The following is a 23,852-nucleotide window of genomic DNA, read 5'->3' as shown; positions in this document are numbered from 1 at the left end:
CCCCCGGCGGCCCGGACCGTCCCGCGGCAGGGCTCAGGAGGCCCCGTAGAAGATCGTCTCCACCACCGCCCGGGCCCGGCGCGTCGTCCGCCGGTAGTCGTCCAGCATCTCCCCGACGTGCCCCTCCTCGTAGCCGAGGTAGCGGCCGACCGCCGCCAGCTCGCGCGCGTCGGACGGGAAGGTGTCGCCGGGACGGCCCCGGACCAGCATCACCGCGTTGCGCACCCGGGACGCCAGCACCCACGCCTCGTCGAGGATCTGCGCGTCCTCCGTGGCGAGCAGCCCGGCGTCGCGGGCCGCGGCCAGCGCCGCACGCGTACGGGTCGTGCGCAGGCCCGGCTCGGCCCAGGCGTGCTGCATCTGGAGCAGCTGCACGGTCCACTCCACGTCGCTCAGGCCGCCGCGGCCGAGCTTGGTGTGGGTGGTGGGGTCGGCGCCGCGCGGCAGCCGTTCGGTCTCCATACGGGCCTTGAGCCGGCGGATCTCCCGTACGGCGTCCTCGCCCAGGCCCTCCACCGGATAGCGCAGCGGGTCGATCAGCTCGGTGAACCGCTCCCCCAGCCCGGCGTCGCCCGCGACCGGCTCGGCGCGCAGCAGGGCCTGGGACTCCCATACGAGCGACCAGCGGCGGTAGTACGAGGCGTACGAGGCCAGGGTGCGCACCAGCGGGCCGGTGCGGCCCTCCGGGCGCAGATCGGCGTCGATCGGCAGCGGCGGGTCGGCGGACGGCAGCTGGAGGAGGCGGCGCAGCTCGTCGGCGACGGCGTGCGCGGCCTTGGCGGCCTCCTGCTCGTCGACGCCCTCGCGCGGCTCGTGCACGAACAGCACGTCGGCGTCGGAGCCGTAGCCCAGCTCGTGGCCGCCGAAGCGGCCCATGCCGATCACGGTGAAGCGGGTGGGCAGGGTGTCGCCCCACCGCTCGCGCACGGCGGCGCGCAGGGCGCCCGCGATGGTGGCGGCGGTCAGGTCGGAGACGGCGCCGCCGATCACGTCGGCGGCGTGCCCGCGGTCCTGCTCGGCGGGGTGGCCGTCGGTGCCGTACGCGCCGATCAGGTCCGCCGCGGCGGTGCGGAACAGCTCGCGGCGCCGTACCCCGCGGGCCGCGGCGGCGGCCTGCTCGGCGCCCTCCGCGCGGCCGACCGCGGCCAGCACCTCCTGCTCCAGCGCGGCCCGGCCGCGCGGCTGCAGGCCGTCCTTCGCGCCGAGCAGCGCGACCGCCTCGGGCGCGCGCAGCAGCAGGTCGGGGGCGAACCGGCCGGCCGACAGGACACGGGCCAGGTTCTCGGCCGCGGCGCCCTCATCGCGCAGCAGCCGCAGGTACCAGGGGGTCTTGCCGAGCGCGTCGGAGACCTTGCGGAAGTTCAGCAGCCCGGCGTCCGGGTCGGCGGAGTCGGCGAACCAGGCCAGCAGGACGGGCAGCAGGGTGCGCTGGATGGCGGCCTTGCGGGTGACGCCGGAGGCCAGCGCTTCGAGGTGGCGCAGCGCGGCGACCGGGTCGGCGTAGCCGAGCGCTTCGAGGCGCTGCCCGGCGGCCTTGGCGGAGAGCCGGGTGCCGCCGGCCTCCAGGTGCGCCACGGCGTCCAGCAGCGGCCGGTAGAACAGCTTCTCGTGGAGCCGCCGCACCTCACGGGCGTGCCATTTCCACTCCTTGCGCAGCGTCTCCACCGGCTCGGTGCGCAGGCCCATCGAGCGGGCCAGGCGCCGCAGGTCGCGCTCGTCCTCGGGCATCAGGTGCGTACGGCGCAGCTTGTAGAGCTGGATGCGGTGTTCCAGGGTGCGCAGGAAGCAGTACGCGGCGTCCAGCGCCTTGGCGTCCTCGCGGCCCACGTAGCCGCCGGAGGCCAGCGCCGAGAGGGCGTCGAGGGTGGTCGGGCTGTGCAGTGTGGCGTCGGTGCGGCCGTGCACCAACTGGAGGAGCTGGACGGCGAATTCGACGTCGCGCAGCCCGCCGGGGCCGAGCTTCAGTTCGCGGTCGACCTGGGCGGCGGGGATGTTCTCCACGACGCGGCGGCGCATCTGCCGTACATCGGTCACGAAGTTCTCGCGCTCGGAGACCTGCCAGACCAGCGGGGTGACCGCGGCCACGTACTCCTTGCCCAGCTCCTCGTCGCCGGCCATCGGCCGGGCCTTCAGCAGGGCCTGGAACTCCCAGGTCTTGGCCCAGCGTTCGTAGTAGGCGAGGTGGCTGTTGAGGGTGCGCACGAGCGGCCCGTTGCGGCCCTCGGGGCGCAGGTTGGCGTCCACCGGCCAGATCGTGCCCTCGGCGGTGACGTCCGAGCAGACCCGCATCAGCCGGCCCGCCAGCCGGGTCGCGGCCTGGAGTGCCTTGGGCTCCGCTACGCCGTCCCGCGCCTCCGCGACGAAGATGACGTCCACGTCCGAGACGTAGTTCAGCTCCCGGCCGCCGCACTTGCCCATGGCGATCACGGCGAGGCGGCAGGCGGCGGCGTCGGTGGGCTGCTCCTCGGTGGCGATCTCCAGCGCGGCACGGACCGTCGCGGTCGCCAGGTCGGCCAGTTCGGCGGCGGTCTCGGCCAGGTCGGTGGTCCCGCACACGTCCCGGGCCGCGATGCCCAGCAGGCACCGGCGGTAGGCGGCGCGCAGCGCGTCCGGGCGCGGCCGGTCCCGGCCCGGCTCGCCCCAGACGCCCTCGGCGAGCGCCGCCTCGAACTCGGGCGTCGCCGGATGCAGGTCGGCCGCCTCGTAGGTGACCAGCGAATGCCAGTCGTGCGGATGCCGTACGAGGTGGTCGCCGAGCGCCTCGGACGCGCCGAGCACGCCCAGCAGCCGGTCGCGCAGCGGCTTGGCGGTGATCAGGGTGCTCAGCAGCTTGTGCCGCTCGTCCTCGCCCTGTGCCTCGGCCAGCCGGACCAGCGCGGTCAGCGCGAGGTCGGGGTCGGCGGTGGCGCCCAGCGCCTCCAGGAGCACCGAGTCGTCCCGTACGGCGGCCAGTTCGGGCGCCTGGAGCAGCCGTCCGGCCGCCGACGGGTCGCTGAAACCGTGCCGCAGCAGCCGGGTGAAGGCGCTGCTGCGCCGCCCCTGGTGCTGCGGAGCGGGGTGCGCGGTCACAGGACCGGCAGCATCTTGCGCAGCTCGAACGCGGTCACCTCGGAGCGGTATTCCTCCCACTCCTGCTTCTTGTTGCGCAGAAAGAAGTCGAAGACGTGCTCGCCGAGGGTCTCCGCGACCAGTTCGCTGCGCTCCATCAGGTCGATGGCCTCGCCGAGGTTCTGCGGCAGCGGCTCGATGCCCAGGGCGCGGCGCTCGGAATCGGACAGCGCCCACACGTCGTCGTCGGCGCCGGCCGGGAGTTCGTAGCCCTCCTCGATGCCCTTGAGGCCGGCGGCGAGCAGCACCGCGTACGTCAGGTACGGGTTGGCGCCGGAGTCGATGGAGCGGACCTCGACCCGGGTGGAGCCCATCTTGCCCGGCTTGTACATGGGCACGCGGATGAGCGCGGAGCGGTTGTTGTGGCCCCAGCAGATGTACGAGGGGGCCTCGCCGCCGGCGCCCGCGGTGCGGTTGGCGCCGCCCCAGATGCGCTTGTAGGAGTTGACCCACTGGTTGGTGACGGCGGAGATCTCGCCCGCGTGCCGCAGCAGGCCGGCGATGAAGGAGCGGCCCACCTTGGAGAGCTGGTACTCGGCGCCCGACTCGTGGAAGGCGTTGCGGTCGCCCTCGAACAGCGAGAGGTGGGTGTGCATGCCGGAACCCGGGTATTCGGAGAACGGCTTGGGCATGAACGTGGCCTGCACGCCCTGTTCCAGCGCGACCTGCTTCATGACGAGCCGGAACGTCATGATGTTGTCGGCCGTGGAGAGCGCGTCCGCGTAGCGCAGGTCGATCTCCTGCTGGCCCGGGGCGCCTTCGTGGTGGCTGAACTCCACCGAGATGCCCATCGATTCGAGCATGGTGATCGCCTGGCGGCGGAAGTCCATGCCGACGTTCTGCGGGGTGTGGTCGAAGTACCCGGAGGAGTCCGCGGGGCTGGGCCGGGTGCCGTCCACCGGCTTGTCCCTGAGCAGGAAGAACTCGATCTCGGGGTGGGTGTAGAAGGTGAAGCCGAGGTCGGAGGTCTTGGCCAGGATGCGCTTGAGGACGTACCGCGGGTCGGCGTAGGACGGGGAGCCGTCCGGCATGAGGATGTCGCAGAACATCCGGGCGGTGCCGGGGGCCTCGGCGCGCCACGGCAGGATCTGGAAGGTGCCCGGGTCCGGCTTGGCGATCATGTCGGACTCGTAGACCCGCGCGAAGCCCTCGATGGCGGAGCCGTCGAAGCCGATGCCCTCGTCGAACGCCTGCTCAAGCTCGGCGGGCGCCACCGCCACGGACTTCAGGAACCCCAGTACGTCGGTGAACCACAGTCGTACGAAGCGGATGTCGCGCTCCTCCAGCGTGCGGAGCACAAACTCCTGCTGCTTGTCCATGGCTCACCAATCCTCGCAGGTCAATCGGCCTGTCCACCCCAGTCGGTCAACGAGGTGTGGCACACCAGTATCACGTGAGGGGGTTACCGTCACATTACGCACCCTCGGCCGAGATCAGAACTGCCGGGCCGCGCGGCGGCACCGGCACGTTTGCCCGGGAGCGGCGGGCGGTACCCCGGGAAGGGGCGGCCCGGATCGTCCCGCTTTGTTCCGCGGGTTCCGGGGCCGCACCGCCCCGCCGCACCCGCGCCCCGCCCCGAGTGCCCGCCGACGGCCGAGGAGAACCCGTGAGCACACACTTCGACGTCACGGCCGTGACGTTCTACTTCGACCCCGCCTGCCCCTGGACCTGGCGTACCGCGCAGTGGCTGGCGGACGCCACCGGGCGCCGGGGCGTCCCGCTGTCCTACCGCGCCTTCGACCTGACCGACGGCGCCCCGCCGGACGAGCTGCCCGCCGAGCGCCGCCCGGCCGCCGCCGGGAGCCGCTGCCTGCTGCGGCTGGCCGAGGCCGCGCACGCCGACGGCCGGGACACGCTGACCGGCAGGGTCTACGCCGCGTACGGCGCCGCGGTGCACGACGACGGCGCGGACCCGTCGCCGGAGCTGGCCGAGCGGTGCCTGGCGGAGGCGGGCGCCGCGGCGTACGCCTATGTGCTGCACGACGCGGCGCTGGACCGGCCGGTGGCCCGGGCCCGCGCCCAGGCCCAGGAGTACTCCGGCGAGGACGCGGGCTCGCCCGTCACGGTCCTCACCACGCCCGGCGGCGAGCGCGGCTTCTTCGGGCCCGTGGTGGCGCCCGCGCCCACCGGCCCGGGCGCCGACCGCCTGTGGGACGCGCTCGCCGGAGCCGCGTCCGTACCGCAGTTCTTCGAGCTGCGGGCACGGCGCACCGCGAAGCCGTGAGCGGCCCGGCTCAGCGCCCGCGCGGCGGCCCTTCGAGGTCCGGGTCGGCGGTGAGCGTCAGGACGGCGGTGGCCACCGCGTCCGGCGCGTCGGCCATGACCAGGTGCCCGGCCGGGGCGGCGACGGCGAAGGTGCCGCCCAGCTCGGCGGCGAGCGCCCGCTGCCGCTCCAGCCAGCGCAGCTCGCGCGGCGTCTCGCTGCCGTCGTACGCCGCCAGGACCGTCACCGGCAGGCCCCGCAGCGGGTGGCCGGGGCGCAGCGCGGCGACCTCGGCGGCCTGGTAGGCGTAGGTCGCGTTCTCCAGGGCGCAGGCGCGCAGCACCCGGCTGGTGCGGTAGGCACCGGCCTCGTGCGGGCCGCGCGGGTGGGTGCGCACCGTCGAGGCACGGACGGTCAGGCGGCGCGCGGCGGGACCGAAAGCGCGCGGCAGCCCGGCGGCCGACAGGACGGACGCGAGGCCGCCGGCCCAGGCCGTACGGACCGTACGCGGCAGCCGCGGGCGGGCGTCCTCCTCCACGCTGCCGTCCACGAGGACGAGACCGGCCGCCCGGTCCGGGTGGAGCCGGGCGAACGCCTCGGCGTGGAAGGCGGCCAGGCTGTGTCCGACGACGGTGCACGGCCCGGGCAGCCCGAGCGCGTCCAGGACGTGCGCGATCCGGCCGGCCTCGCCCGCCGCGGTGGGCGGGCCGGGGGCGGGCGCGCTCAGCCCCAGGCCGGGCCGGTCGAAGCGGACGACCGTACGGTGCGGGGCCAGCCGGGCCACGACCGGGTCCCAGTCGAACCAGCCCAGCCCCAGCCCGCCGCTGAGCACGCACACCGGGCCGCTGCCCTCGCGCAGGACGTGCAGCACCGTGCCGTCCACCCGCAGCATGCGGCCGGGGGCGGTGCCCCTCCGCTTGCCGTCCCCGCTCATGGCGTTCCCCCTTCCCTCCCCGTAGTGGTGCCCGCTCGCCCGACGCACCACGCGAGCAGACCGACGTACAGGGCGACCAGCAGGACCTGGAGGCGCTGGCCGACGCCGAGCGCCCAGGTGCCGTGGCCCTCGGTGAAGGCGGCGATGGAGGTGAGCGTCCAGGCGGTGGCGGCCAGTTCGGCGGCGGCCAGCCACGGCGCGATCCGGCCGAGCGGCGGCCACCAGCCGTAGCGGCGGGCGGCGACGGTCAGCAGCACCAGGGCGGCCAGCGCGCCCACCATGGCCAGCGAGCTGCTGATCGCGTGGGCGGTGTGGGTGGCGGGCACCAAACCCGCGGTCTCCCGGGCCGCGCACTCCGGGTCGCTGGTCGGCGCGCAGCTCAGCGGCAGCCGGGAGTCGACGGCGGTGGCCGCGCCGAAGAGGGCGAGCGCCGCCCAGCCGGCCGTCGCCCAGGGCCGCCGCTCCCGTGTGAGCAGCGCGGCCACCGCGCCGGCCAGCACCAGCACGCCGGCGGTCAGGTCCGTGGCGCGGAACAGGCCGCCGAGCGGCTGGTCGGCGGCGGCCAGTTCGCTGACGTACGTCCGTACCGGATCGAGGCCGGTGGACAGCACCACCTCCAGCACCCAGGCGGTGTACGCCACCGCGCCGAGCAGGAGGAGGGCGGGGGCGGCGCGGCGGCTCTTGCTCGTCTGCACGGACATCAAGGTCAAGGATAAGCAAAGTCGAGGGCCCGGGCGGCGCGGGGGCGGATACCCCGCGGGGGTAGGGTGCTGGGCAGTGGTTCCGGGAGGCCGTGCAGAGATGCCGTACGAGACGTGTGGACGTGGACAGGGGAAGGCCGCCGCGTGGTGCGGCCGTCTGCTGCTGTTCGCCGCGCTCATCGTCGGCATCGTCGGGATGCACACGCTGGGGCATCCGGTGGGCGGGCACGGGTCGGGGCCGATGGCCGCGGCGCACCAAGGGCAAGCCGTCCACGAGGCGCAGCGGGCCCCTCAAGACCACACCCATCAGGCCCAGCACACCCATCAGGCCCAGCACACCCATCAGGCGCCGCACACCCATCAGGCGCCGCACACCCATCAGGCGCCGCAGCAGGCCCGGCTCTCCTCCTCCACCGCCGACGACCACCACGCCATGGACCCCGGCGCGGTCTGTCTGGCCGTGCTCTCCCTGTGGGTGCTCGTCCTGGTCCGTACGGGGCGGCTGCTGGGGCGGCGCGCCGCCGACCTGCTCGCCGCCGTACGGGCCCGGCTGCTGCGCGGCCTGCGGCCCCTGCCGCCGCCCGTCCCCCGGCACAAACACCTCGCCCGGCTCTCGGTCCTGCGCGTGTAGGAGCGCGGCCGGCCGCCGACGCCTGCGCGCGTCCGGCCCGGTCACCGCGCGCTCACCGCAAACCGACTCCACCACGAGGTGTTTCTCCAGCATGCGTACCCACACCCGCCGCGCCGTGCTCGGCGCGGGCATCGCGGCCGCCGGCGGCGGCCTGCTCGCCGCCTGTGCGTCCGGCTCCGGCGCCAAGGACGGCGCGGGCCACTCCGGCCACGGCGCCGCTGACGACCCGGCTCAGGCGCCGGGCGATTACGTCTCCCCCGACGGCCCGGAGGTGGCGGCCGCCGAGGCCGAGCGCGGCTCCGGCCCCGTACGGAAGGTCGCGCTGACGGCCACCGCCGCCCAGCTCGACCTGGGCGGCCGTACGGTCTCCACCTGGGCCTACGGGGACGACCTGCCCGGCAAGGAGGTACGGGTCACCGCGGGCGACACCCTGGAACTGACGCTCGCCAACCACCTGCCCGCGGCCACGTCCCTGCACTGGCACGGCCTGGCCCTGCGCAACGACATGGACGGCGTACCGGACCTGACCCAGCGCCCGGTCAGGCCGGGCGGCTCGTTCACGTACCGCTTCGCCGTCGGTCATCCCGGCACATACTGGTTCCACCCGCACTCCGGCGTGCAGCAGGACCGCGGCCTGTACGCGCCCCTGATCGTCGAGGACCCGAAGGAGCCGCTGGCGTACGACGGGGAGTGGGTCGTCGTCCTGGACGACTGGGTCGACGGGGTGGACGGCAGCACACCGGACGCGGTGCTGGCCGAACTGTCCAAGGGCATGGGCGGAATGGACCACGGCTCCGGCTCCGGCGGCATGGACCACGGCGGGATGAATCACGGAGCGCACTCCATGGGCGGCGAGCAGCCGTCCCCCGGCGGCCCCTCCCGCATGCTGATGGGCGCCACCAGCAAGCTGCTCGGCGGCGACGCGGGCGACGTGGACTACCCGTACCACCTCGTCAACGGCCGCACCCCGCAGGACCCGCAGACCTTCCGCGCGCGGCCCGGCGACCGGGTCCGCATCCGCTTCGTCAACGCGGGCGGCGACACCGCCTACCGCGTCGCGCTCGGCGGCCACACCATGACGGTGACGCACACCGACGGCTACCCCGTCGCGCACGCCACGACGGACGCCCTGCTGCTGGGCATGGGCGAACGCTACGACGTGGTGGTCACGGTCAAGGACGGCGTCTTCCCGCTGACCGCGCTCGCCGAGGGCAAGAAGCGCACCGGGCTGGCGCTGCTGCGCACCGGCGGCGGCGCCGCGCCCGACGCGTCCGTACGGCCGGAGGAGCTGGACGGGCGGCTGCTGACGGCCGACCGGCTCAAGGCCGACGGGTCCGTCCGGCTGGCGTCGCGCGCGCCGGACCGCACCCTCCGGTTCGACCTCACCGGCTCCATGGCGAAGTACGACTGGGCCGTCAACGGCAAGAAGTACGCGCCGTCGCAGCGCTATCCGGTGCGGGCCGGGGAACGCGTACGGCTGTCGTTCCGCAACAACACCGAGATGTGGCACCCGATGCACCTGCACGGGCACACCTTCGCGCTGCCGGACGGCGGCCCGCGCAAGGACACCGCGATCGTGCTGCCGGGCCGCCGCCTGGACGTCGATCTCGACGCCGACAACCCCGGCCTGTGGATGCTGCACTGCCACAACGTGTACCACGCGGAGTCCGGGATGATGACGGTCCTCGGCTACCAGAAGTAGGCGGACCGGGCCGGACGCCCGACCGGCGTCCGGCCCCGGGAGCCGCTCCCGCCGCCGGGAGGGCGCCGTGCGCGCCGTACACCGCGCCCTCCCGGCTCCGGAGCGGCCCGGCGCCTAAGCTCGGCCGCGTGCCTCGACTCCGTCTCGCCCTGAACCAGATCGACTCCTGTGTCGGGAACCTCGCCGGCAACACCGAGGCGGTCGTGCGCTGGACCCGGCACGCCGCCGGGCGCGGCGCCCACCTGATCGCCTTCCCCGAGATGGTGCTGACCGGCTATCCCGTCGAGGACCTGGCGCTGCGGTCGTCGTTCGTGGAGGCGAGCCGCGCCGCGCTGCGCGCGCTCGCGGTCCGGCTCGCCGACGAGGGTTTCGGCGACCTCCCGGTCGTCGTCGGCTACCTGGACCGCTGCGAGCAGGCCCAGCCGCGCTACGGGCAGCCCGCGGGCGCCCCGCAGAACGCCGCCGCCGTGCTGTACCGCGGCGCGGTCGCGCTCTCCTTCGCCAAGCACCACCTGCCCAACTACGGCGTCTTCGACGAGTTCCGGTACTTCGTGCCGGGCGGGACGCTGCCCGTCGTGCGCGTGCGCGGCGTGGACGTGGCGCTGGCGATCTGCGAGGACCTGTGGCAGGACGGCGGCCGGGTGCCGGCCGCCCGGTCGGCCGGGGCGGGGCTGCTGCTCTCCGTCAACGCCTCGCCGTACGAGCGGGACAAGGACGACACCCGGCTGGAGCTGGTCCGCCGGCGCGCCCGGGAGGCCGGCTGCACGACGGCGTACCTGGCGATGTCCGGCGCCCAGGACGACCTGGTCTTCGACGGCGACTCGATCGTGGTGGACCGGGACGGCGGGGTGCTCGCGCGGGCGCCGCAGTTCGAGGAGTGCTGTGTGGTGCTGGACCTGGACCTGCCGGCCGCCGCGCCCCGGCCGCCGTCCGGCGTGGTGGACGACGGGCTGCGCGTCGAGCACGTCGTCCTGACGCCGGATCCGCTGCCCGACGAGGGGCCGTGGGAGACCGGCGGGCAGGCCGCGCGCCTGGCGGACACCGAGGAGGTCTACGGCGCGCTGGTCGCCGGGCTGCGCGGGTACGTCGCCAAGAACGGGTTCCGCAGCGTGCTGCTCGGGCTGTCCGGCGGGATCGATTCCGCGCTGGTGGCGGCCATCGCGTGCGACGCGCTGGGCGCCGGGAACGTGTTCGGCGTCTCGATGCCGTCCCGCTACTCCTCCGAGCACTCCAAGGAGGACGCGGCCGAACTGGCCCGCCGTACCGGGCTGCGGCTGCGCACGGTGCCGATCGCGCCGATGTTCGACGCGTACATGGCGTCGCTGGAGCTGGCCGGGGTCGCCGAGGAGAACCTCCAGGCCCGGCTGCGCGGTACGACGCTGATGGCGATCTCCAACCAGGAGGGCCACCTGGTGCTCGCGCCGGGCAACAAGTCCGAGCTGGCGTGCGGCTACTCGACGCTGTACGGCGACGCGGTGGGCGGCTTCGGCCCGATCAAGGACGTGTACAAGAGCGATGTCTTCCGGCTCGCCCGCTGGCGCAACCGGTCGGCGGCCGAACACCGGCGGACACCGCCGATCCCGGAGCGCTCGATCACCAAGCCGCCCAGCGCCGAGCTGCGCCCGGGCCAGGTGGACACCGACTCGCTGCCCGACTACCCGACCCTGGACGCGATCCTGGAGCTGTACGTCGACCGCGACCAGGGGCGCGAGCAGATCGCCGGGCGCGGGTACGACGACGAGCTGGTGGTGCGGGTGCTGCGGATGGTGGACGCGGCCGAGTACAAGCGGCGGCAGTACCCGCCGGGCACGAAGATCTCCGCCAAGGGCTTCGGCAAGGACCGGCGGCTGCCGGTCACGAACCAGTGGCGGGAGTCGGTCTGACCGCGCGACCGGCCGGGGTCCGGGGACCGGGTACGCGTAGCGCGGGGTCGCATACGGCGGAGGGGCCGCGCGGTACGGCGGAGGGGCCGCGCGGTACGACGCGGCCCCTTCGCGCGGTGCGGGTTCAGCCCACCCGGTCCGGCAGTTCCGCCGGCACCTCGTCCTCGCTGCTCGCGACGATGCGCGAGGAGTCGCGGGCGCCGCGGTCCAGCAGCCCCGCGGCGGCCGCGATGCCCAGGCCGACGACGGCCAGGACCGCGCCGACCAGCGCCGGGGAGGTCCAGCCCCAGCCCGCAGCGATGGCCACGCCGCCGATCCAGGCGCCGCCCGCATTGGCCAGGTTGAACGCCGAGTGGTTGGAGGCGGAGGCCAGGGTGGGCGCGTGCCGCGCCTTCTGCATGACCAGCATCTGCAGCGGTGTGGTGGTCATGAAGCCGACCGCGCCCAGGATGACGACGCAGACCAGGGCCGCCCACTGCACGTGCACCGCGAAATTGAAGACGACGAGGGTCACGGCGAGGGCCGCGAGCGCCCCGTACAGCGTGGGCCGCAGCGCGCGGTCGGTCAGCGGACCGGCGGCCAGCGCGCCCAGCGTCATCCCGGCGCCGAACAGCGCCAGCACCAGCGGGACCGTGCCCTCGGCGAAACCGGAGACCTCGGTCATCATCGAGGCCAGGTAGCTGTAGACGGCGAACACACCGGCGAACCCGAAGACCGCGGTGACCAGACCGAGCACGACCTGCCGGTTGCCCATGGCACGCAGCTCGTGGGCCACGCCGCCGTGCTCCTCGCGCGGCATGTGCGGGACGAGCCGGGCCAGCGAGGCCATCGCGACCAGCCCGATGGCGGCCACGACCAGGAAGGTCGCGCGCCAGCCGAGGTGCTGGCCGAGCAACGTCGCGGCGGGCACGCCGACGATGTTGGCGACGGTCAGCCCGAGGAACATGGTGGCCACCGCCCGGGCCTGCCGGCCTTCCTTGACCAGCCGGGCGGCGACCACCGCGCCGACGCCGAAGAACGCGCCGTGCGGCAGTCCGGCGAGCAGCCGGCCCGCGATCAGCAGGCCGAAGTTGGGCGCCAGCGCCGAGGCCAGGTTGCCGACCGTGAAGACGGCCATCAGCAGCAGGAGCATCCGCTTGCGCGGGATGCGCGCGCCGAGCGCGGTCAGCAGCGGGGCGCCGATGACGACACCCAGCGCGTAGGCGGAGACGAGATAGCCGGCCGTGGGCACGGACGTACCCAGATCGCCCGCGACATTGGGCAGCAGGCCCATCATCACGAACTCGGTGGTGCCGATGCCGAAGGCGGAGACGGCCAGCGCGAGCAGCGCCAGGGGCATGAGAGACCTTTCGAAAACGGTGCGTACGGACCCCCTGGGCGTGGTGATGCGCGAGGCAGGTGCAGGGGATCCGTACGACGGTGCAAGGCAGGATGTCCGTAAGTTCTTCTACGGAACAAAGTCTCTCAGGCCATTCATTCCGGCGGAAGAACGGAATGTTGCGCCCAGGCGGCGAGCACGCCGGAACGGCCCCGCACAGCGGGGTGGAAGCGCTCTCACCCCGGCCGCGGGGGCCGTTCCGGCTTTGTCAGATCTTGACCGAGGCGGCCAGCGGAAGGTGATCGCTGCCGGTCCGGGGCAGCGACCAGGAGGACACCGGGTCGATCCCCTTCATCATGATCTGGTCGATCCGCGCCATCGGGAAGCCGGCCGGCCAGCTGAACCCGAAGCCGTCGCCCGCCGCGCCCTGGGCCGAGCGCATCTGCGAGGTGACCGGGGCGAGTGAACGGTCGTTCATCGTGCCGTTGAGATCACCCAGCAGGATGACCTGCTTGACGGTCTCCCGGGAGATCGCCTCACCGAGCGCGGCCGCGCTGTCGTCGCGCTGGTTGGCGGTGAAGCCCGCGTTCAGCTTGACCCGTACCGAGGGCAGGTGCGCGACGTAGAAGGCGACCTGCCGGCCGTCCGGCACCCGGACGGTGGCGCGCAGTGCGCGGGTCCAGCCCATCTTGATGTTCACCGGCGCCGCGTCGGAGAGCGGGTACTTGCTCCACAGCCCGACCGTGCCCTGCACCGTGCGGTACGGGTACGCCTTGGCCAGCCCTTCCTTGTACGTGGGCAGCGCGTCGCCGGTCAGCTCCTCCAGGGCCACCACGTCCGCGCCGGCCTTGACGATGTCCCTGGCCGTGCCCGCCGGGTCGGGGTTGTCGGCGTCGACGTTGTGGGTGGCGACGGTCAGGTTGCCGCCGGTGCCCTTCTTGTCCGTGACCTGCCCGCCGAAGAGGCTCACCCAGACCACGGCGGGCAGCACCAGCGCGACGATCGCGGTCGTGGAGCGGCGCAGCACGGCGGCGACCAGCAGCACCGGGACGCCGATCATGCCGAGCCACGGCAGGAACGTCTCCAGCAGGCTGCCCAGGTTGCCCACGGTGTTGGGAACGTGCGCGTGCAGGATCATCAGCAGCCCGAGCAGGACCGCCAGCACCGCGAGCACGATGCCCCGCCGCCACATGCCTTCCGGGCGCCACCAGTCGCGCAGGCGCCGTGCTCGGGAGGCGGCCCGCTCAGGGCCGTGACCCTGCCCCGACTCCGTCATGTATGCCTGCGCCATGCCGCTGTCCTCACTGCCTTGCCTCGTGCGCCCCGCCTGTGATCCCCGACCCTAGGCGATGGCCCGTAATGCGCTTTCTTAGAAGTGAGGACGGCGCGCTGACGGGCCTGGGTTCCTGGACCCGGGGCCGTGGCGGCGGCTGTGACAGAACGGGCATAGTCCCGTCATGGTGCGGTCAGGTGATGTCGGCTTTTGCGGTTTCTTGTCTTGGTTTTGCGGTTTGCTCGCCTCCGGCCGGGTGAGTGGCCCCGCGTACCGTCAGCGGGCCGGCCGTACGCCGTCCAGCACCGTGTCCACGATCTCCTCGGCCAGCCCCTCCGGCAGCTCCGTCCACTCGTGCAGCAGGGCCCGGGACAGCATCGGGCTGACGAACAGTTCGGCGAGCAGATCGACGTCGCGGTCCGTACGGATCTCCCCCTGCGCCATGCCCCGGCGCAGCACCGACAGCAGCACCTCGCGGCGGGCCCGGACGACCGTCTCGTGGTACTCCCGCCAGAGCTCCGGCTGCGCCTTGACGTGCGCGACGACGGTGCGCAGCAGCGCGGAATTGCGCTTGGCCAGGCCGCGGATGCGCAGGAACTCGATGATCCCCACGAGATCGTCGCGGACGGACTCGCCGGCCGGCGGCGGGATGTCGGTGTCCAGGGAGCGCATCACGTCGAGCATCAGCTCGCTCTTGCCCGGCCACCGCCGGTAGACGGTGGCCTTGCCGACGCCCGCCTCGCGGGCGATGCGCTCCATCGACAGCTCGCCGATGGGGACGCCGTCCTCGATCATGCGCAGGACGGCCTCGATGATCGCGGTGTCGGCGGCGGCGTTGCGGGGGCGGCCACGGCGGGGGTCGGGCGCGTGGGTGTCCGGGCCGGGGGCCGGACCGGGGGCGTGGCCCGCGGCCGCCCCCGCGTCCGGGCCCGCGCCCGCGTCTTCCCGGTGTTCCCGATGGTGCCGGTGTTCCCGGGCAGCCGCCGCGCCCGTGCCCGCCGTCCGGTTCATGACCGTGCTCCCGCCTTTTCCTGTTCCGCCCGGTCCGTACCGCGCGTACCGGCCCCCATCCTGCCCGGCAGGAAGGCCGCGACCACCACCGCGCCGACCACCGCCACGCCGGCCGAGGCGACCGCGGTGACGTGCATGGCGTGCAGGAACGCGTCGTTCGCGGCGTCGGCGAGCCGCTGTCCGGCCGCTCCCAGGTGCCGGGCGACACCGAGCGTCGCCTCGATGGACTCGCCCGCCGCGTGCCGCGCGGCGGCCGGCAGGCCCGGTACGGAGTTCAGCGTGCCGTCGATGCCGTCGCGGTAGACGGTGGACAGCAGCGAGCCCAGTACGGCGACCCCGAGCGTGCCGCCGACCTGCCGGAACGTGTTGTTGAGGGCCGATCCGGAGCCGGCCTTCTCGCGCGGCAGCGCCTGCATGATCGAGACGGTGACCGGCGGCATGATGTGCGCCGTACCGGTGCCCTGGACGAAGAAGAGCACCTCCATCACCCAGATGGGGGTGTCGGCGTCCAGCAGCAGGAAGCCGGCCATGCTGGCGGCGACCAGCAGCATCCCGACCGCGCAGACGGCGCGCGCGCCGAAGCGGTCGACGGCGTGCCGGGCCCTCGGCGAGAAGATCATCTGGGAGACGGCCAGCGGCAGGATCAGCAGGCCCGCCTGGAGCGGGGTGAAGCCGCGCACGCTCTGGATGTAGAAGACGATGAAGAACGTGACGCCCATCAGCGCGAAGAAGACCAGCGCGATGGCGCCCACGGCGGCGGAGAAGGCGGGCCTGCGGAAGAGGTTGACGTCGATCGACGGGTGATCGACCCGCTTCTCGTAGAGCACGAAGCCGACCAGGACGGCCAGTCCGCCCAGGACCGTGCCGAGCACCTGCGGATCGGTGAAGTCGGCGAGCTGGCCGCCCTTGATGATCCCGTAGACCAGCAGCACCAGGCCGACGACGGAGAGCAGCACACCGACCGGATCCAGCTTCCCGGGCCGCGGGTCCCTGGAGTCGGGCACCAGGAGGGCCATCGCGATCAGTGCGAAGAGCACGATCGGAACGTTCACGAGGAAGACCGAACCCCACCAGAAGTGGTCCAGCAGCAGACCGCCCGCGATCGGGCCGATCGCGATGGCCAGGCCGACGCCGCCCGCCCAGATGCCGATCGCCTTGGGCTGCTCGTCCCGCTCGAAGACGTTCATCAGGACGGCGAGGGTGGCGGGCATCACGAAGGCGCCGCCCAGGCCCATCACCGCCCGGAAGGCGATCAGCTGCCCCGGCGACCCGGAGACGGCCGCCAGCACCGAACCGGCGCCGAACACCAGCAGGCCGAAGATCAGCACCTTCTTGCGGCCCAGGCGGTCGCCGAGCAGCCCGGAGGTGAACAGCAGGCCCGCGAAGACCAGTGTGTAGGAGTTGATCGCCCACTCCAGCTGGCTCTGGGTGGCGCCGAGGCCGACGGGGGCCGGGGTGGCGATCGTCTTCATCGCCACGTTGAGGATCGAGTTGTCCAGCACCACGATCAGCAGGCTGAGCATCAGGACGGACAGGATCGCCCAGCGGCGGCGGTGGATGTGCTCGGGAACGTGCCGGGACGCGGCGGATATACCGGAAGGTTCGGAGCTGGTCATGACAGCAGCGTACGCCATTTCCGATACGGCTCCGTTCCGTATCGTTCCGCATCGGAAGGCGCCCGGGCCCCGGCCGCCTCACTGGGGGCCCCTCCCCTCCTCCCGGCGCCCCTTCCACTCCCCGGGGTGGGCGTGCCAGCATGGAAGGGAGTCCGGAGACGCCGTCAGGGCGCTTCGAGATGATGAACAGGAGCCGTCACCATGACGCAGCTTTCGCCTGCCCGGAAACCGGCCGCGGAGGGGACCACCGCGCCCGGCGGGTCCGCCGCCAAGCCCGCATCCGACAGCAGCAAGGCGCTGTACGGAGGAAAGAGTTCGCGGCGCGTGACCGTACGCGACATCGCCGCCGCCAAGGAGCGCGGCGAGAAGTGGCCGATGCTCACCGCCTACGACGCGATGACCGCCTCCGTCTTCGACGAGGCCGGCATCCCGGTGCTGCTGGTCGGCGATTCGATGGGCAACTGCCACCTCGGCTACGAGTCCACCGTGCCGGTCACGATGGACGAGATCACGATCCTGTCCGCGGCGGTCGTCCGCGGCACCAAACGCGCCCTGATCGTCGCCGACCTGCCCTTCGGCGCCTTCCAGGAGAGCCCCGTGCAGGCGCTGCGCAACGCCACCCGCCTGGTCAAGGAGGCCGGGGTCGGCGCGGTCAAGCTGGAGGGCGGGGAGCGTTCCGCCCACCAGATCGAGCTGCTGGTCTCCGCCGGCATCCCGGTCATGGCCCACGTCGGCCTGACGCCGCAGTCCGTCAACGCGTACGGGGGCTACCCGGTGCAGGGCCGCGGCGAGGAAGCGGCGCAGCAGCTGCTGCGCGACGCGAAGGCCGTGCAGGACGCGGGCGCCTTCTCCGTCGTCCTGGAGGCCGTACCGGCCGAACTGGCCGCCGAGGTCACGCGCTCGCTGCACATCCCCACGGTCGGCATCGGCGCGGGCGCCGGCTGTGACGCGCAGGTCCTGGTCTGGACCGACATGGCGGGGCTGACCAGCGGCCACGTCCCCCGCTTCGTGAAGAAGTACGCCGACCTGCGCAACGTCCTGGGCTCCGCGGCCAGGGACTTCGCCGAGGAGGTCGTCGGCGGCGCGTTCCCGGCCCGGGAGCACAGCTTCCGCTGAGCCGGACAACGGCCCCACCGCCGCGGCCACCGTGTCGCGGCGGCGGGGCCCCGCCACGTCTCCCGGGCCCGCCGCCCACGGGCCGACCTCGGCTGTCGGCCGGCTGTCGGTCGTTTGTCAGTGGGGGCTGCCATCGTGGGGGCATGACGCGAAAGACGACATCCAACGGCGCGGGGAACGCCGTCGAAGTGCGGGGGCTGGTCAAGCACTTCGGCGAGGTGAAGGCCGTGGACGGGGTGGATCTCGATGTGAAGGAAGGCACCGTCCTCGGCGTGCTGGGGCCGAACGGTGCCGGCAAGACGACGCTGGTGCGCTGCCTGTCCACGCTGCTGGTGCCGGACGCCGGCACGGCGACCGTGGCCGGTTTCGACGTGGTGCGCCAGCCGCGCGCGCTGCGCCGCACGATCGGGCTCACCGGACAGTACGCCTCGGTCGACGAGAAGCTCTCCGGCCGGGAGAACCTGTACATGATCGGCCGGCTGCTGGACCTCTCCCGCAAGGACGCCCGTGCGCGTGCGGACGAGCTCCTGGAGCGGTTCTCGCTCACCGAGGCCGCCGGCCGGGCCGCCGCCAAGTACTCCGGCGGTATGCGCCGCCGCCTGGACCTGGCCGCCTCCATGATCGGCAGGCCCGCGGTGCTGTATCTGGACGAGCCGACCACCGGCCTCGACCCCCGCACCCGCAACGAGGTGTGGGACGAGGTCCGCAGCATGGTGCGGGAGGGCGCGACGGTCCTGCTCACCACCCAGTACATGGAAGAGGCCGAGCAGCTGGCCCACGGGCTGACGGTCATCGACCGCGGCCGGGTCATCGCCGAGGGCAAGGTGGACGAGCTGAAGACCAAGGTCGGCGGCCGTACGCTCCAGATCCGCCCGGCGCACGCCGCCGAGCTGGACCGGATGGCCGGCGCCATCGCGCAGGCCGGCCTGGACGGCATCGCGGGGGCCACCGCCGACCCCGAGGACGGCGTGGTCAACGTGCCGATCGTCAGCGACGAGCAGCTGTCCGCCGTGGTCGGCATGCTCGGCGAGCGGGGCTTCGTGATCTCCGGCATCAACACCCATCTGCCCAGCCTGGACGAGGTGTTCCTGGCCATCACCGGCCAGAAGACCTCGGAGGCCGGCGGTGACGGCCCGGCGGACGGACCGCAGGGCCCCCAGGACGCGCAGGGTGCGCGCGACAAGCAGTACGAGGAGGTTCCGGCATGAGTGCCGCGACGGTGGCGGCGCCGGGCAGGCCGCAGCGGCCGGGTGCCGACGAGGGCCGCATCGGCCTGCGGGCCCATCTGCGCCACACGAGCGCCCTGGTGCGCCGCAACGCGATGCAGATCAAGAACGACCCGGAGTCGATGTTCGACGCCCTGTTGATGCCGATCGTCTTCACGCTGCTGTTCGTGTACGTCTTCGGCGGCGCGATGGGCGGCAGCCTCGGCGGCGACCGCTCCGCGTACGTGAACTACATCATCCCCGGCCTGCTGGCCATGGGCGGTCTGAACATCGCCATGTCGGTCGGCTCCGGCGTCAACGACGACTTCAACAAGGGGGTGATGGACCGCTTCCGCACGATGCCGATCGCCCGCTCCTCGGTGCTGACGGCGAAGATGCTCGTGGAGTCCGGGCGGATGCTGGTCTCCACCGTCATCCTGCTGGCGCTGGCGTTCCTGATCGGCTTCGACCTGCGGACCGGTCCGCTGGAGCTGCTGGCGGCCGTCGCCCTGGCGCTGCTCTTCGGTTCCTCGCTGACCTGGATATTCATGCTGCTGGGCCTGACCATGAAGACCCCGCAGGCGGTGCAGGGCGTCGGCTTCATGGTGCTGATGCCGCTGCAGTTCGGCTCCTCGATATTCGCGCCGCCCACCACGATGCCGGGCTGGATGGAGGCGTTCACCAAGATCAACCCGCTGTCGAACCTCGCGGACGCGGCACGCGCCCTGATGAACGGCCAGGGTGCGGTCGCCCAGCCCACGCTGATCACGCTGGCCTGGACCGCCGGTATCACCCTGGTGTTCGCACCGCTGGCGGTGTCCAAGTTCCGCCGGAAGACCTGACGCGTCACCTTCGCCCGGCTCGCGTCAGATGAGGGCGGCGGCCTCTTCGAGAGAGAGGCCGCCGCCTTCGGCGTAGGCCCGTGTGTAGGCGGTGTCGCCGAGCACCGCGCGGGCCTCGGACTCGGCGGTCGCCCGGTTCTGCCGGATGATCCGCGGCGGCCGTTGGGAGCTGCCGCGCAGCGCGTCGTACGCGCCGACCAGCCGCGCCGCGTCCGGCCCGCCCGCCGCGCCCCGTACGCCCAGCAACGCCCGTGCCCCGGTGAGGAGCTGGGTGACCGGCAGGTCCGGCGCCACCATCTGCGCGACCCGGTCCCGCAGCATCGGCATCGCCGCCCGCAGCCGGGGCAGCACGTCGTCGAAGTGCCCCTCCTCGATGTCCAGGGCCGCCAGTGCCGCCAGCACGACGCCCTGGAACATCGCCGGGCCGCGCGACCCGAACAGCTCCCGCACCTCCTCCAGATGGGTACGCGCTTCGCGCAGCCGCCCGACGTACGTGAGGTGCATGGCGAGCGTGAGGCGGGCGAACGGCACCGCGTCACGGCCGCTGCTGCCCTGCTTCGCCAGCCGCAGCACCTCGCGCAGCAGGTGCTCGCCGTCCTCGTCCGCACCGTCCTCGATCAGTACGTTGCCGAGCCGGGTCTGCAGCAGCAGGATCTGGCCGGCCGCCCCGAGGTCCTCCGCGTACCGCATGGCCGCCCGGTAGTCCTCGGCTGCGAGGGCGTACTCGCCCCGCCCCTCGCGGGACTCGCCGCGCCCCGACAGGGCTTCCGCGGCACCCCACGCGTCCCCGATCCGGACGAAGATCTCCAAGGACTCGTCGGCGTCCCGGCTGGCCTGGGCCAGGCCGCCCGGCCGGTCGTTGAAGATCTTGGCGCGCAGCTGGAGGACGAACGCCAGCTCCCAGTCGTAGCCGTACTCCCGGCAGGCGCGTACCGCCTCCTCGGCGAAGTGCGTCAGATCGTCGAACCGCCCCGCCAGCAGCACCGCGTAGTACCACAGCACGCCCGGCACCTTGCAGGTCTGCGGCAGGCCGGCGCGGTAGGCGGCGAGGATGCCCATCAGTTCGTCCCGCCGCTCCGGCGTGCGCAGCACGTCGATGTCGCTGTCCACACTGGCCAGCGACACCAGCCGGACCTCGCGGCGCGCCTCCTGCAACTGCTCCGGGTCCATCGGCGGCGGCGCGTCGATGGGCCGCGCGTGCAGGACGGGCGCGGGCTCGACGGGCGCCGCGAAGGGGTCGGGGCCGAGGGCCGCCACCGCGGCCGACCAGGCCCGGGCGTCGGCGCGGTGGTCGCGCAGCGACCAGAACCACTGGAGCGACAGCACCAGGCACAGCGCCTCGTGCTCGTCGCGGACGGCGACGGCCCGGCGCAGCGCGGTGCGCAGGTTGTCGTGCTCCAGCTCCAGCCGGTCCAGCCAGGCGCACTGGGCCGGGCCGCGCAGCAACGGGTCGGCGGTACGGGCGAGTTCGCGGTACGCGACCAGGTGCCGCCGCTCGGCCGCGGCCCGCTCCCCCGCCTCGTCCAGCCGCTCACCGGCGTACTCCGAGACGGTCTCCAGCAGCCGGTAGCGCATCCGCCCGTCCCCGCCCGGCGCGGCGACGACCAGCGACTTGTCGATCAGCGAGCCGAGCAGGGCGGCCACGTCGCGCGGGGCGACGTACGGGCTCGCGCCATCGACCCCCGGCGCACACGCCGCCTCCGGCGCGTGCGCCTTCGCCGTCCCGTCCGCCGTCCCCGGCGCGTGCGCCTTCACGGCCCCGTCCGCCACCCCCGGCGCGTCCCCGCAGACCTCCTCCGCGAGGGGCAGGTCGCAGCCGCCGGCGAAGACGGACAGGCGGCGCAGTACGGCGCGTTCGGCGTCGTCGAGCAGGTCCCAGGACCAGTCCACCACCGCGCGCAGCGTCTGCTGCCGGGGCAGTACGGTGCGGCTTCCGCTGGTCAGCAGCCGGAACCGGTCGTCCAGCCGGTCGGCGATCTGCCGCGGGCTGAGCAGCCGCAGCCGGGCCGCGGCCAGTTCGATGGCGAGCGGCAGCCCGTCGAGCCGCCGGCAGATCTCCGCGCACGCGACCGGGTCGTCCTCGACGCGGAACCCGGGCCGGGCGGCGGCACCGCGGTCGGCCAGCAGCCGCAGCGCGACCGGGTCGGGCAGCGGCTCCACCGGCCGCAGCGCCTCCCCCGGCACGGCCAGCGGCTCCCGGCTGGTGGCCAGCACGGTCACGCCGGGACACTCGGCCAGCAGCCGGTCCGCCAGGTCGGCGGCGGCACCGATCACATGCTCGCAGTTGTCGAGGACGAGCAGCATCCGGCGGCTCGCGCAGTGCTCGGCGAGGCGTGCCATCGGGTCGTACGTGGTCGGGTCGGCGGCGGCGCGAAGCTCCTCGGCGGTGGTGCGGACGACCGTCTCGCGCGCCCCGAGGGCCGTGAGCACCGCCTCCGGCACGGTCTGCGGATCGTCCACCGGCGCCAGCTCCGCGAACCACACACCGTCCGCCCACAGCTCCGGCGCCGAGGCGGCCGCCGCCTCGGCGCTCTCCTGCGAGAGCCGTGTCTTGCCCGCGCCGCCCGGCCCGAGCAGCGTCACCAGGCGGTGGGCGGCCAGGTCGGCACGGATCACCGCCAGGTCGTCCTCCCGTCCGACGAAGGAGGTGGGCCGGGACCGCAGGTTGCCCGGCCGGACGACGGGCCGGGCACTGCGAGCGCCGTCGGCGGCGTACGGGGCGGGGGCCGTACCGGAGCCGCGGTCTCCACCCGAGCCCCGGCTCCCGCCCAAGCCGCGGTCCCCGTCCGAGCCCCGGTCCCCGTCCGAGCCCCGGCCCTCGTCCGAGCCGCGGCTTCCATTCGAGCCGCGGCCTCCGCCCCAGCCGCGCCCTGCATCCGACCCATAGCTCTCACCCGCCCCCGGGCCCTCATCCGCCGCCTCCGGCCACGTCACCGCCTCCAGCGGCGTCGGCCCCGGCGCCGTCACCTCCGGACCCGCCACGTCCTCCTCCCGCAGCAACTCCGCGTGCAGACCGCGCAGTTCGGGCCCGGGTGCCGCCCCGAGGCGGTCGGCGATCAGGGCCCGTACCGAGGCGTACGCGTCGAGGGCCTCGGCCGTACGCCCCGCCGCCCGCAGCGCGCGCAGACGCAGCGCCTGGAGCGGCTCGTCGAGGGGGTGGTCCGCGCACAGGGCCGCGAGGGCGGGCAGGGCCTGGCCGGGCCGCCCGAGGGCGACCTCGGCGGCGAGCCGCGCACGCCGGGCGTCCAGATGACCGCGTTCGGCGCGGGCGGCCTCGCCCGTCGCCTCCGGGAGGTCGGCCAGCGCCGGACCGCGCCAGAGCGCCAGGGCGTCGTCGAGCAGCGCGGCGGCCTTGACCGGGTCGCCGTCGGCCAGCGTCTGCGCCCCCTCGTCGGCCAGCTGCTCGAAGCGGTGCAGATCCACGTCGGCGGGGTCGGCGCAGAGCCGGTACCCGCCGGGCACGGAGGCGATGGCGTCCCGGCCGACGGAGCGGCGCAGCCGCGCGATCAGCGCCTGCAACGCGCCGGTCGCGTCGGCGGGCGGCTCCGGGCCCCAGATGTCGGCGATCAGCAGCTCCGCGGTGAGCGCCCGGCCGGGGCGCAGCGCGAGCGCCGTGAGCAGTGCGCGCAGGCGCGGCCCGCCGAGGGCGACGGGCGTCCCGTCGCTCCGGTGGGCCTGGGCCGTACCGAGGATTCCGTAGCGCACCGCACCATTGTCCTGCACGGGTGACCGGTTCACGGCTCGCACCTCCCGCGTGCCACGGCCACCTCGACGATGACGCCGCACTCGTCCCGGTGGTACGAGCGGTCCCCCGGGCCCGCCCCTGGGGCCGCCTCCGGCTCCGCCGTGACCCGCCGCGCGAACCACTTCGGGCAGCGCTCCACCGGACGCAGCCACCGCTCACCGGGCACCCGTTCCCCCGCGCGGTACCCGGCCATCACCACCTGGATGGACCGGACGCGCCCCGCGACCACCGGTGCCCCGGACCCCTTCTCCGGCGCCGGACCGTGCCGGGTGGCCACCCGCAGCCGGCCGCGTTCGTCCAGGCAGTCGGCCCACACGGCCGCGTCCCCCGGTGCGACGTCCTCGTGGACCAGCGTCCACGCGATCTCGTCCCCCACCGAGAACGGCGTGCCGCAGCACTCCATCTCCCAATCCGGGTAGAACACCCGCACCGACCGCCCGGACCCTCCCGCCTGCTCCGTCTTCCGTCCCGCCCGCCCCGGCCCCGCATCCGTCATGGGGCCAGCCTGCCCGGAACTCCCCGCCCGCCGCCTATCGTTTTCCGTGCACGGTCGGCCCGTCCTTT

17 protein-coding genes are annotated in these 23,852 nt (G+C 73.9%); 7 read left to right on the top strand and 10 right to left on the bottom strand.

What is annotated here, in order from left to right:
* Positions 1-33 precede the first annotated feature (33 nt).
* Both ACH4FX_RS14680 and ACH4FX_RS14675 read right to left on the bottom strand, forming a co-directional pair.
* Positions 34-3,069 carry a bifunctional [glutamine synthetase] adenylyltransferase/[glutamine synthetase]-adenylyl-L-tyrosine phosphorylase gene (locus ACH4FX_RS14680; protein ID WP_398478734.1) on the bottom strand — a complete coding sequence of 1,012 codons (3,036 nt, stop codon included), beginning with the start codon at positions 3,067-3,069 and terminating at the stop codon, positions 34-36.
* Positions 3,066-4,427, bottom strand: coding sequence for a glutamine synthetase family protein (locus ACH4FX_RS14675; RefSeq protein WP_398478732.1), 1,362 nt, complete (start codon positions 4,425-4,427; stop codon positions 3,066-3,068). Before ACH4FX_RS14675 ends, ACH4FX_RS14680 begins: the two co-directional genes overlap by 4 nt.
* A gap of 287 nt (positions 4,428-4,714) precedes the next feature.
* Here ACH4FX_RS14675 and ACH4FX_RS14670 point away from each other — a divergent pair, with 287 nt between their 5' ends.
* The gene (locus ACH4FX_RS14670) at positions 4,715-5,332 is read left to right on the top strand and encodes a DsbA family protein (protein ID WP_398478730.1); all 618 of its coding nucleotides are present in this window, start codon (positions 4,715-4,717) and stop codon (positions 5,330-5,332) included.
* Positions 5,333-5,342: 10 nt separating this feature from the next.
* Here ACH4FX_RS14670 and ACH4FX_RS14665 read toward each other — a convergent pair whose 3' ends face one another.
* Both ACH4FX_RS14665 and ACH4FX_RS14660 read right to left on the bottom strand, forming a co-directional pair.
* Positions 5,343-6,245: an alpha/beta fold hydrolase gene (locus ACH4FX_RS14665; RefSeq protein ID WP_398478728.1), complete on the bottom strand. Its 903-nt coding sequence runs from the start codon at positions 6,243-6,245 to the stop codon at positions 5,343-5,345.
* Positions 6,242-6,946, bottom strand: coding sequence for a DUF998 domain-containing protein (locus ACH4FX_RS14660; protein WP_398478726.1), 705 nt, complete (start codon positions 6,944-6,946; stop codon positions 6,242-6,244). The genes ACH4FX_RS14665 and ACH4FX_RS14660 overlap by 4 nt, the downstream gene beginning before the upstream one ends.
* A gap of 100 nt (positions 6,947-7,046) precedes the next feature.
* Between ACH4FX_RS14660 and ACH4FX_RS14655 the strand changes: the two genes are divergently transcribed.
* The 3 genes from ACH4FX_RS14655 to ACH4FX_RS14645 all read left to right on the top strand — a co-directional run bounded on the left by ACH4FX_RS14655 (position 7,047) and on the right by ACH4FX_RS14645 (position 11,162).
* Positions 7,047-7,577, top strand: a complete 531-nt coding sequence (locus tag ACH4FX_RS14655; protein WP_398478724.1) for a hypothetical protein — start codon at positions 7,047-7,049, stop codon at positions 7,575-7,577.
* A 91-nt stretch (positions 7,578-7,668) separates the two neighbouring features.
* The gene (locus tag ACH4FX_RS14650; protein WP_398478722.1) at positions 7,669-9,279 is read left to right on the top strand and encodes a multicopper oxidase family protein; all 1,611 of its coding nucleotides are present in this window, start codon (positions 7,669-7,671) and stop codon (positions 9,277-9,279) included.
* A gap of 128 nt (positions 9,280-9,407) precedes the next feature.
* A complete protein-coding gene (locus tag ACH4FX_RS14645; RefSeq protein ID WP_398478720.1) occupies positions 9,408-11,162 on the top strand; it encodes an NAD+ synthase in 1,755 nt (584 codons plus the stop codon).
* Between the two features lie 124 nt (positions 11,163-11,286).
* Here ACH4FX_RS14645 and ACH4FX_RS14640 read toward each other — a convergent pair whose 3' ends face one another.
* The 4 genes from ACH4FX_RS14640 to ACH4FX_RS14625 all read right to left on the bottom strand — a co-directional run bounded on the left by ACH4FX_RS14640 (position 11,287) and on the right by ACH4FX_RS14625 (position 16,380).
* Entirely contained in the window at positions 11,287-12,501 is a 1,215-nt protein-coding gene (locus tag ACH4FX_RS14640) for an MFS transporter (protein ID WP_398478718.1), read from the bottom strand.
* Between the two features lie 247 nt (positions 12,502-12,748).
* On the bottom strand, positions 12,749-13,756 hold the full coding sequence (locus ACH4FX_RS14635; RefSeq protein ID WP_398479001.1) for an endonuclease/exonuclease/phosphatase family protein: 1,008 nt from the start codon (positions 13,754-13,756) through the stop codon (positions 12,749-12,751).
* A 273-nt stretch (positions 13,757-14,029) separates the two neighbouring features.
* Entirely contained in the window at positions 14,030-14,764 is a 735-nt protein-coding gene (locus tag ACH4FX_RS14630; protein WP_398478716.1) for a TetR/AcrR family transcriptional regulator, read from the bottom strand.
* Positions 14,761-16,380, bottom strand: coding sequence for an MFS transporter (locus tag ACH4FX_RS14625; RefSeq protein WP_398478714.1), 1,620 nt, complete (start codon positions 16,378-16,380; stop codon positions 14,761-14,763). Before ACH4FX_RS14625 ends, ACH4FX_RS14630 begins: the two co-directional genes overlap by 4 nt.
* A gap of 201 nt (positions 16,381-16,581) precedes the next feature.
* On the opposite strand from ACH4FX_RS14625, the gene panB reads away from it, so the two are divergent.
* The 3 genes from panB (at position 16,582) to ACH4FX_RS14610 (ending at position 19,543) form a co-directional block, all read left to right on the top strand.
* Positions 16,582-17,496 (top strand): 3-methyl-2-oxobutanoate hydroxymethyltransferase, encoded by a 915-nt coding sequence (gene panB / locus ACH4FX_RS14620; RefSeq protein ID WP_398478712.1) that lies wholly within the window; start codon positions 16,582-16,584, stop codon positions 17,494-17,496.
* A gap of 143 nt (positions 17,497-17,639) precedes the next feature.
* Positions 17,640-18,704 (top strand): ATP-binding cassette domain-containing protein, encoded by a 1,065-nt coding sequence (locus tag ACH4FX_RS14615; protein WP_398478710.1) that lies wholly within the window; start codon positions 17,640-17,642, stop codon positions 18,702-18,704.
* A complete protein-coding gene (locus ACH4FX_RS14610) occupies positions 18,701-19,543 on the top strand; it encodes an ABC transporter permease (RefSeq protein ID WP_398478708.1) in 843 nt (280 codons plus the stop codon). The genes ACH4FX_RS14615 and ACH4FX_RS14610 overlap by 4 nt, the downstream gene beginning before the upstream one ends.
* 24 nt (positions 19,544-19,567) lie before the next feature.
* Here the strand turns inward: ACH4FX_RS14610 and ACH4FX_RS14605 are convergent, their stop codons facing one another.
* Together ACH4FX_RS14605 and ACH4FX_RS14600 are read right to left on the bottom strand one after the other, a co-directional pair.
* Complete coding sequence (locus tag ACH4FX_RS14605) at positions 19,568-23,281, bottom strand: AfsR/SARP family transcriptional regulator (protein WP_398478706.1); 3,714 nt, start codon at positions 23,279-23,281, stop codon at positions 19,568-19,570.
* A complete protein-coding gene (locus ACH4FX_RS14600) occupies positions 23,278-23,784 on the bottom strand; it encodes a DUF6578 domain-containing protein (RefSeq protein WP_398478704.1) in 507 nt (168 codons plus the stop codon). Before ACH4FX_RS14600 ends, ACH4FX_RS14605 begins: the two co-directional genes overlap by 4 nt.
* Positions 23,785-23,852: the final 68 nt, after the last annotated feature.

Source organism: Streptomyces sp. NPDC018019 (assembly GCF_044327805.1).
Lineage (GTDB): Bacteria > Actinomycetota > Actinomycetes > Streptomycetales > Streptomycetaceae > Streptomyces.
Note: the sequence above shows the minus strand (reverse complement) of the source record. Positions and strands in the feature narration are given on the sequence as shown.

What these genes read in the sequence shown, in the direction of transcription:
- ACH4FX_RS14660 (WP_398478726.1), bottom strand. Translation starts at nt 6,946, where the DNA reads ATGTCCGTGCAGACGAGCAAGAGCCGCCGCGCCGCCCCCGCCCTCCTC.
- ACH4FX_RS14635 (WP_398479001.1), bottom strand. Translation starts at nt 13,756, where the DNA reads ATGACGGAGTCGGGGCAGGGTCACGGCCCTGAGCGGGCCGCCTCCCGA.
- ACH4FX_RS14650 (WP_398478722.1), top strand. Translation starts at nt 7,669, where the DNA reads ATGCGTACCCACACCCGCCGCGCCGTGCTCGGCGCGGGCATCGCGGCC.
- panB (WP_398478712.1), top strand. Translation starts at nt 16,582, where the DNA reads ATGACGCAGCTTTCGCCTGCCCGGAAACCGGCCGCGGAGGGGACCACC.
- ACH4FX_RS14665 (WP_398478728.1), bottom strand. Translation starts at nt 6,245, where the DNA reads ATGAGCGGGGACGGCAAGCGGAGGGGCACCGCCCCCGGCCGCATGCTG.
- ACH4FX_RS14600 (WP_398478704.1), bottom strand. Translation starts at nt 23,784, where the DNA reads ATGACGGATGCGGGGCCGGGGCGGGCGGGACGGAAGACGGAGCAGGCG.
- ACH4FX_RS14625 (WP_398478714.1), bottom strand. Translation starts at nt 16,380, where the DNA reads ATGACCAGCTCCGAACCTTCCGGTATATCCGCCGCGTCCCGGCACGTT.
- ACH4FX_RS14675 (WP_398478732.1), bottom strand. Translation starts at nt 4,427, where the DNA reads ATGGACAAGCAGCAGGAGTTTGTGCTCCGCACGCTGGAGGAGCGCGAC.
- ACH4FX_RS14640 (WP_398478718.1), bottom strand. Translation starts at nt 12,501, where the DNA reads ATGCCCCTGGCGCTGCTCGCGCTGGCCGTCTCCGCCTTCGGCATCGGC.
- ACH4FX_RS14615 (WP_398478710.1), top strand. Translation starts at nt 17,640, where the DNA reads ATGACGCGAAAGACGACATCCAACGGCGCGGGGAACGCCGTCGAAGTG.
- ACH4FX_RS14655 (WP_398478724.1), top strand. Translation starts at nt 7,047, where the DNA reads ATGCCGTACGAGACGTGTGGACGTGGACAGGGGAAGGCCGCCGCGTGG.
- ACH4FX_RS14610 (WP_398478708.1), top strand. Translation starts at nt 18,701, where the DNA reads ATGAGTGCCGCGACGGTGGCGGCGCCGGGCAGGCCGCAGCGGCCGGGT.
- ACH4FX_RS14630 (WP_398478716.1), bottom strand. Translation starts at nt 14,764, where the DNA reads ATGAACCGGACGGCGGGCACGGGCGCGGCGGCTGCCCGGGAACACCGG.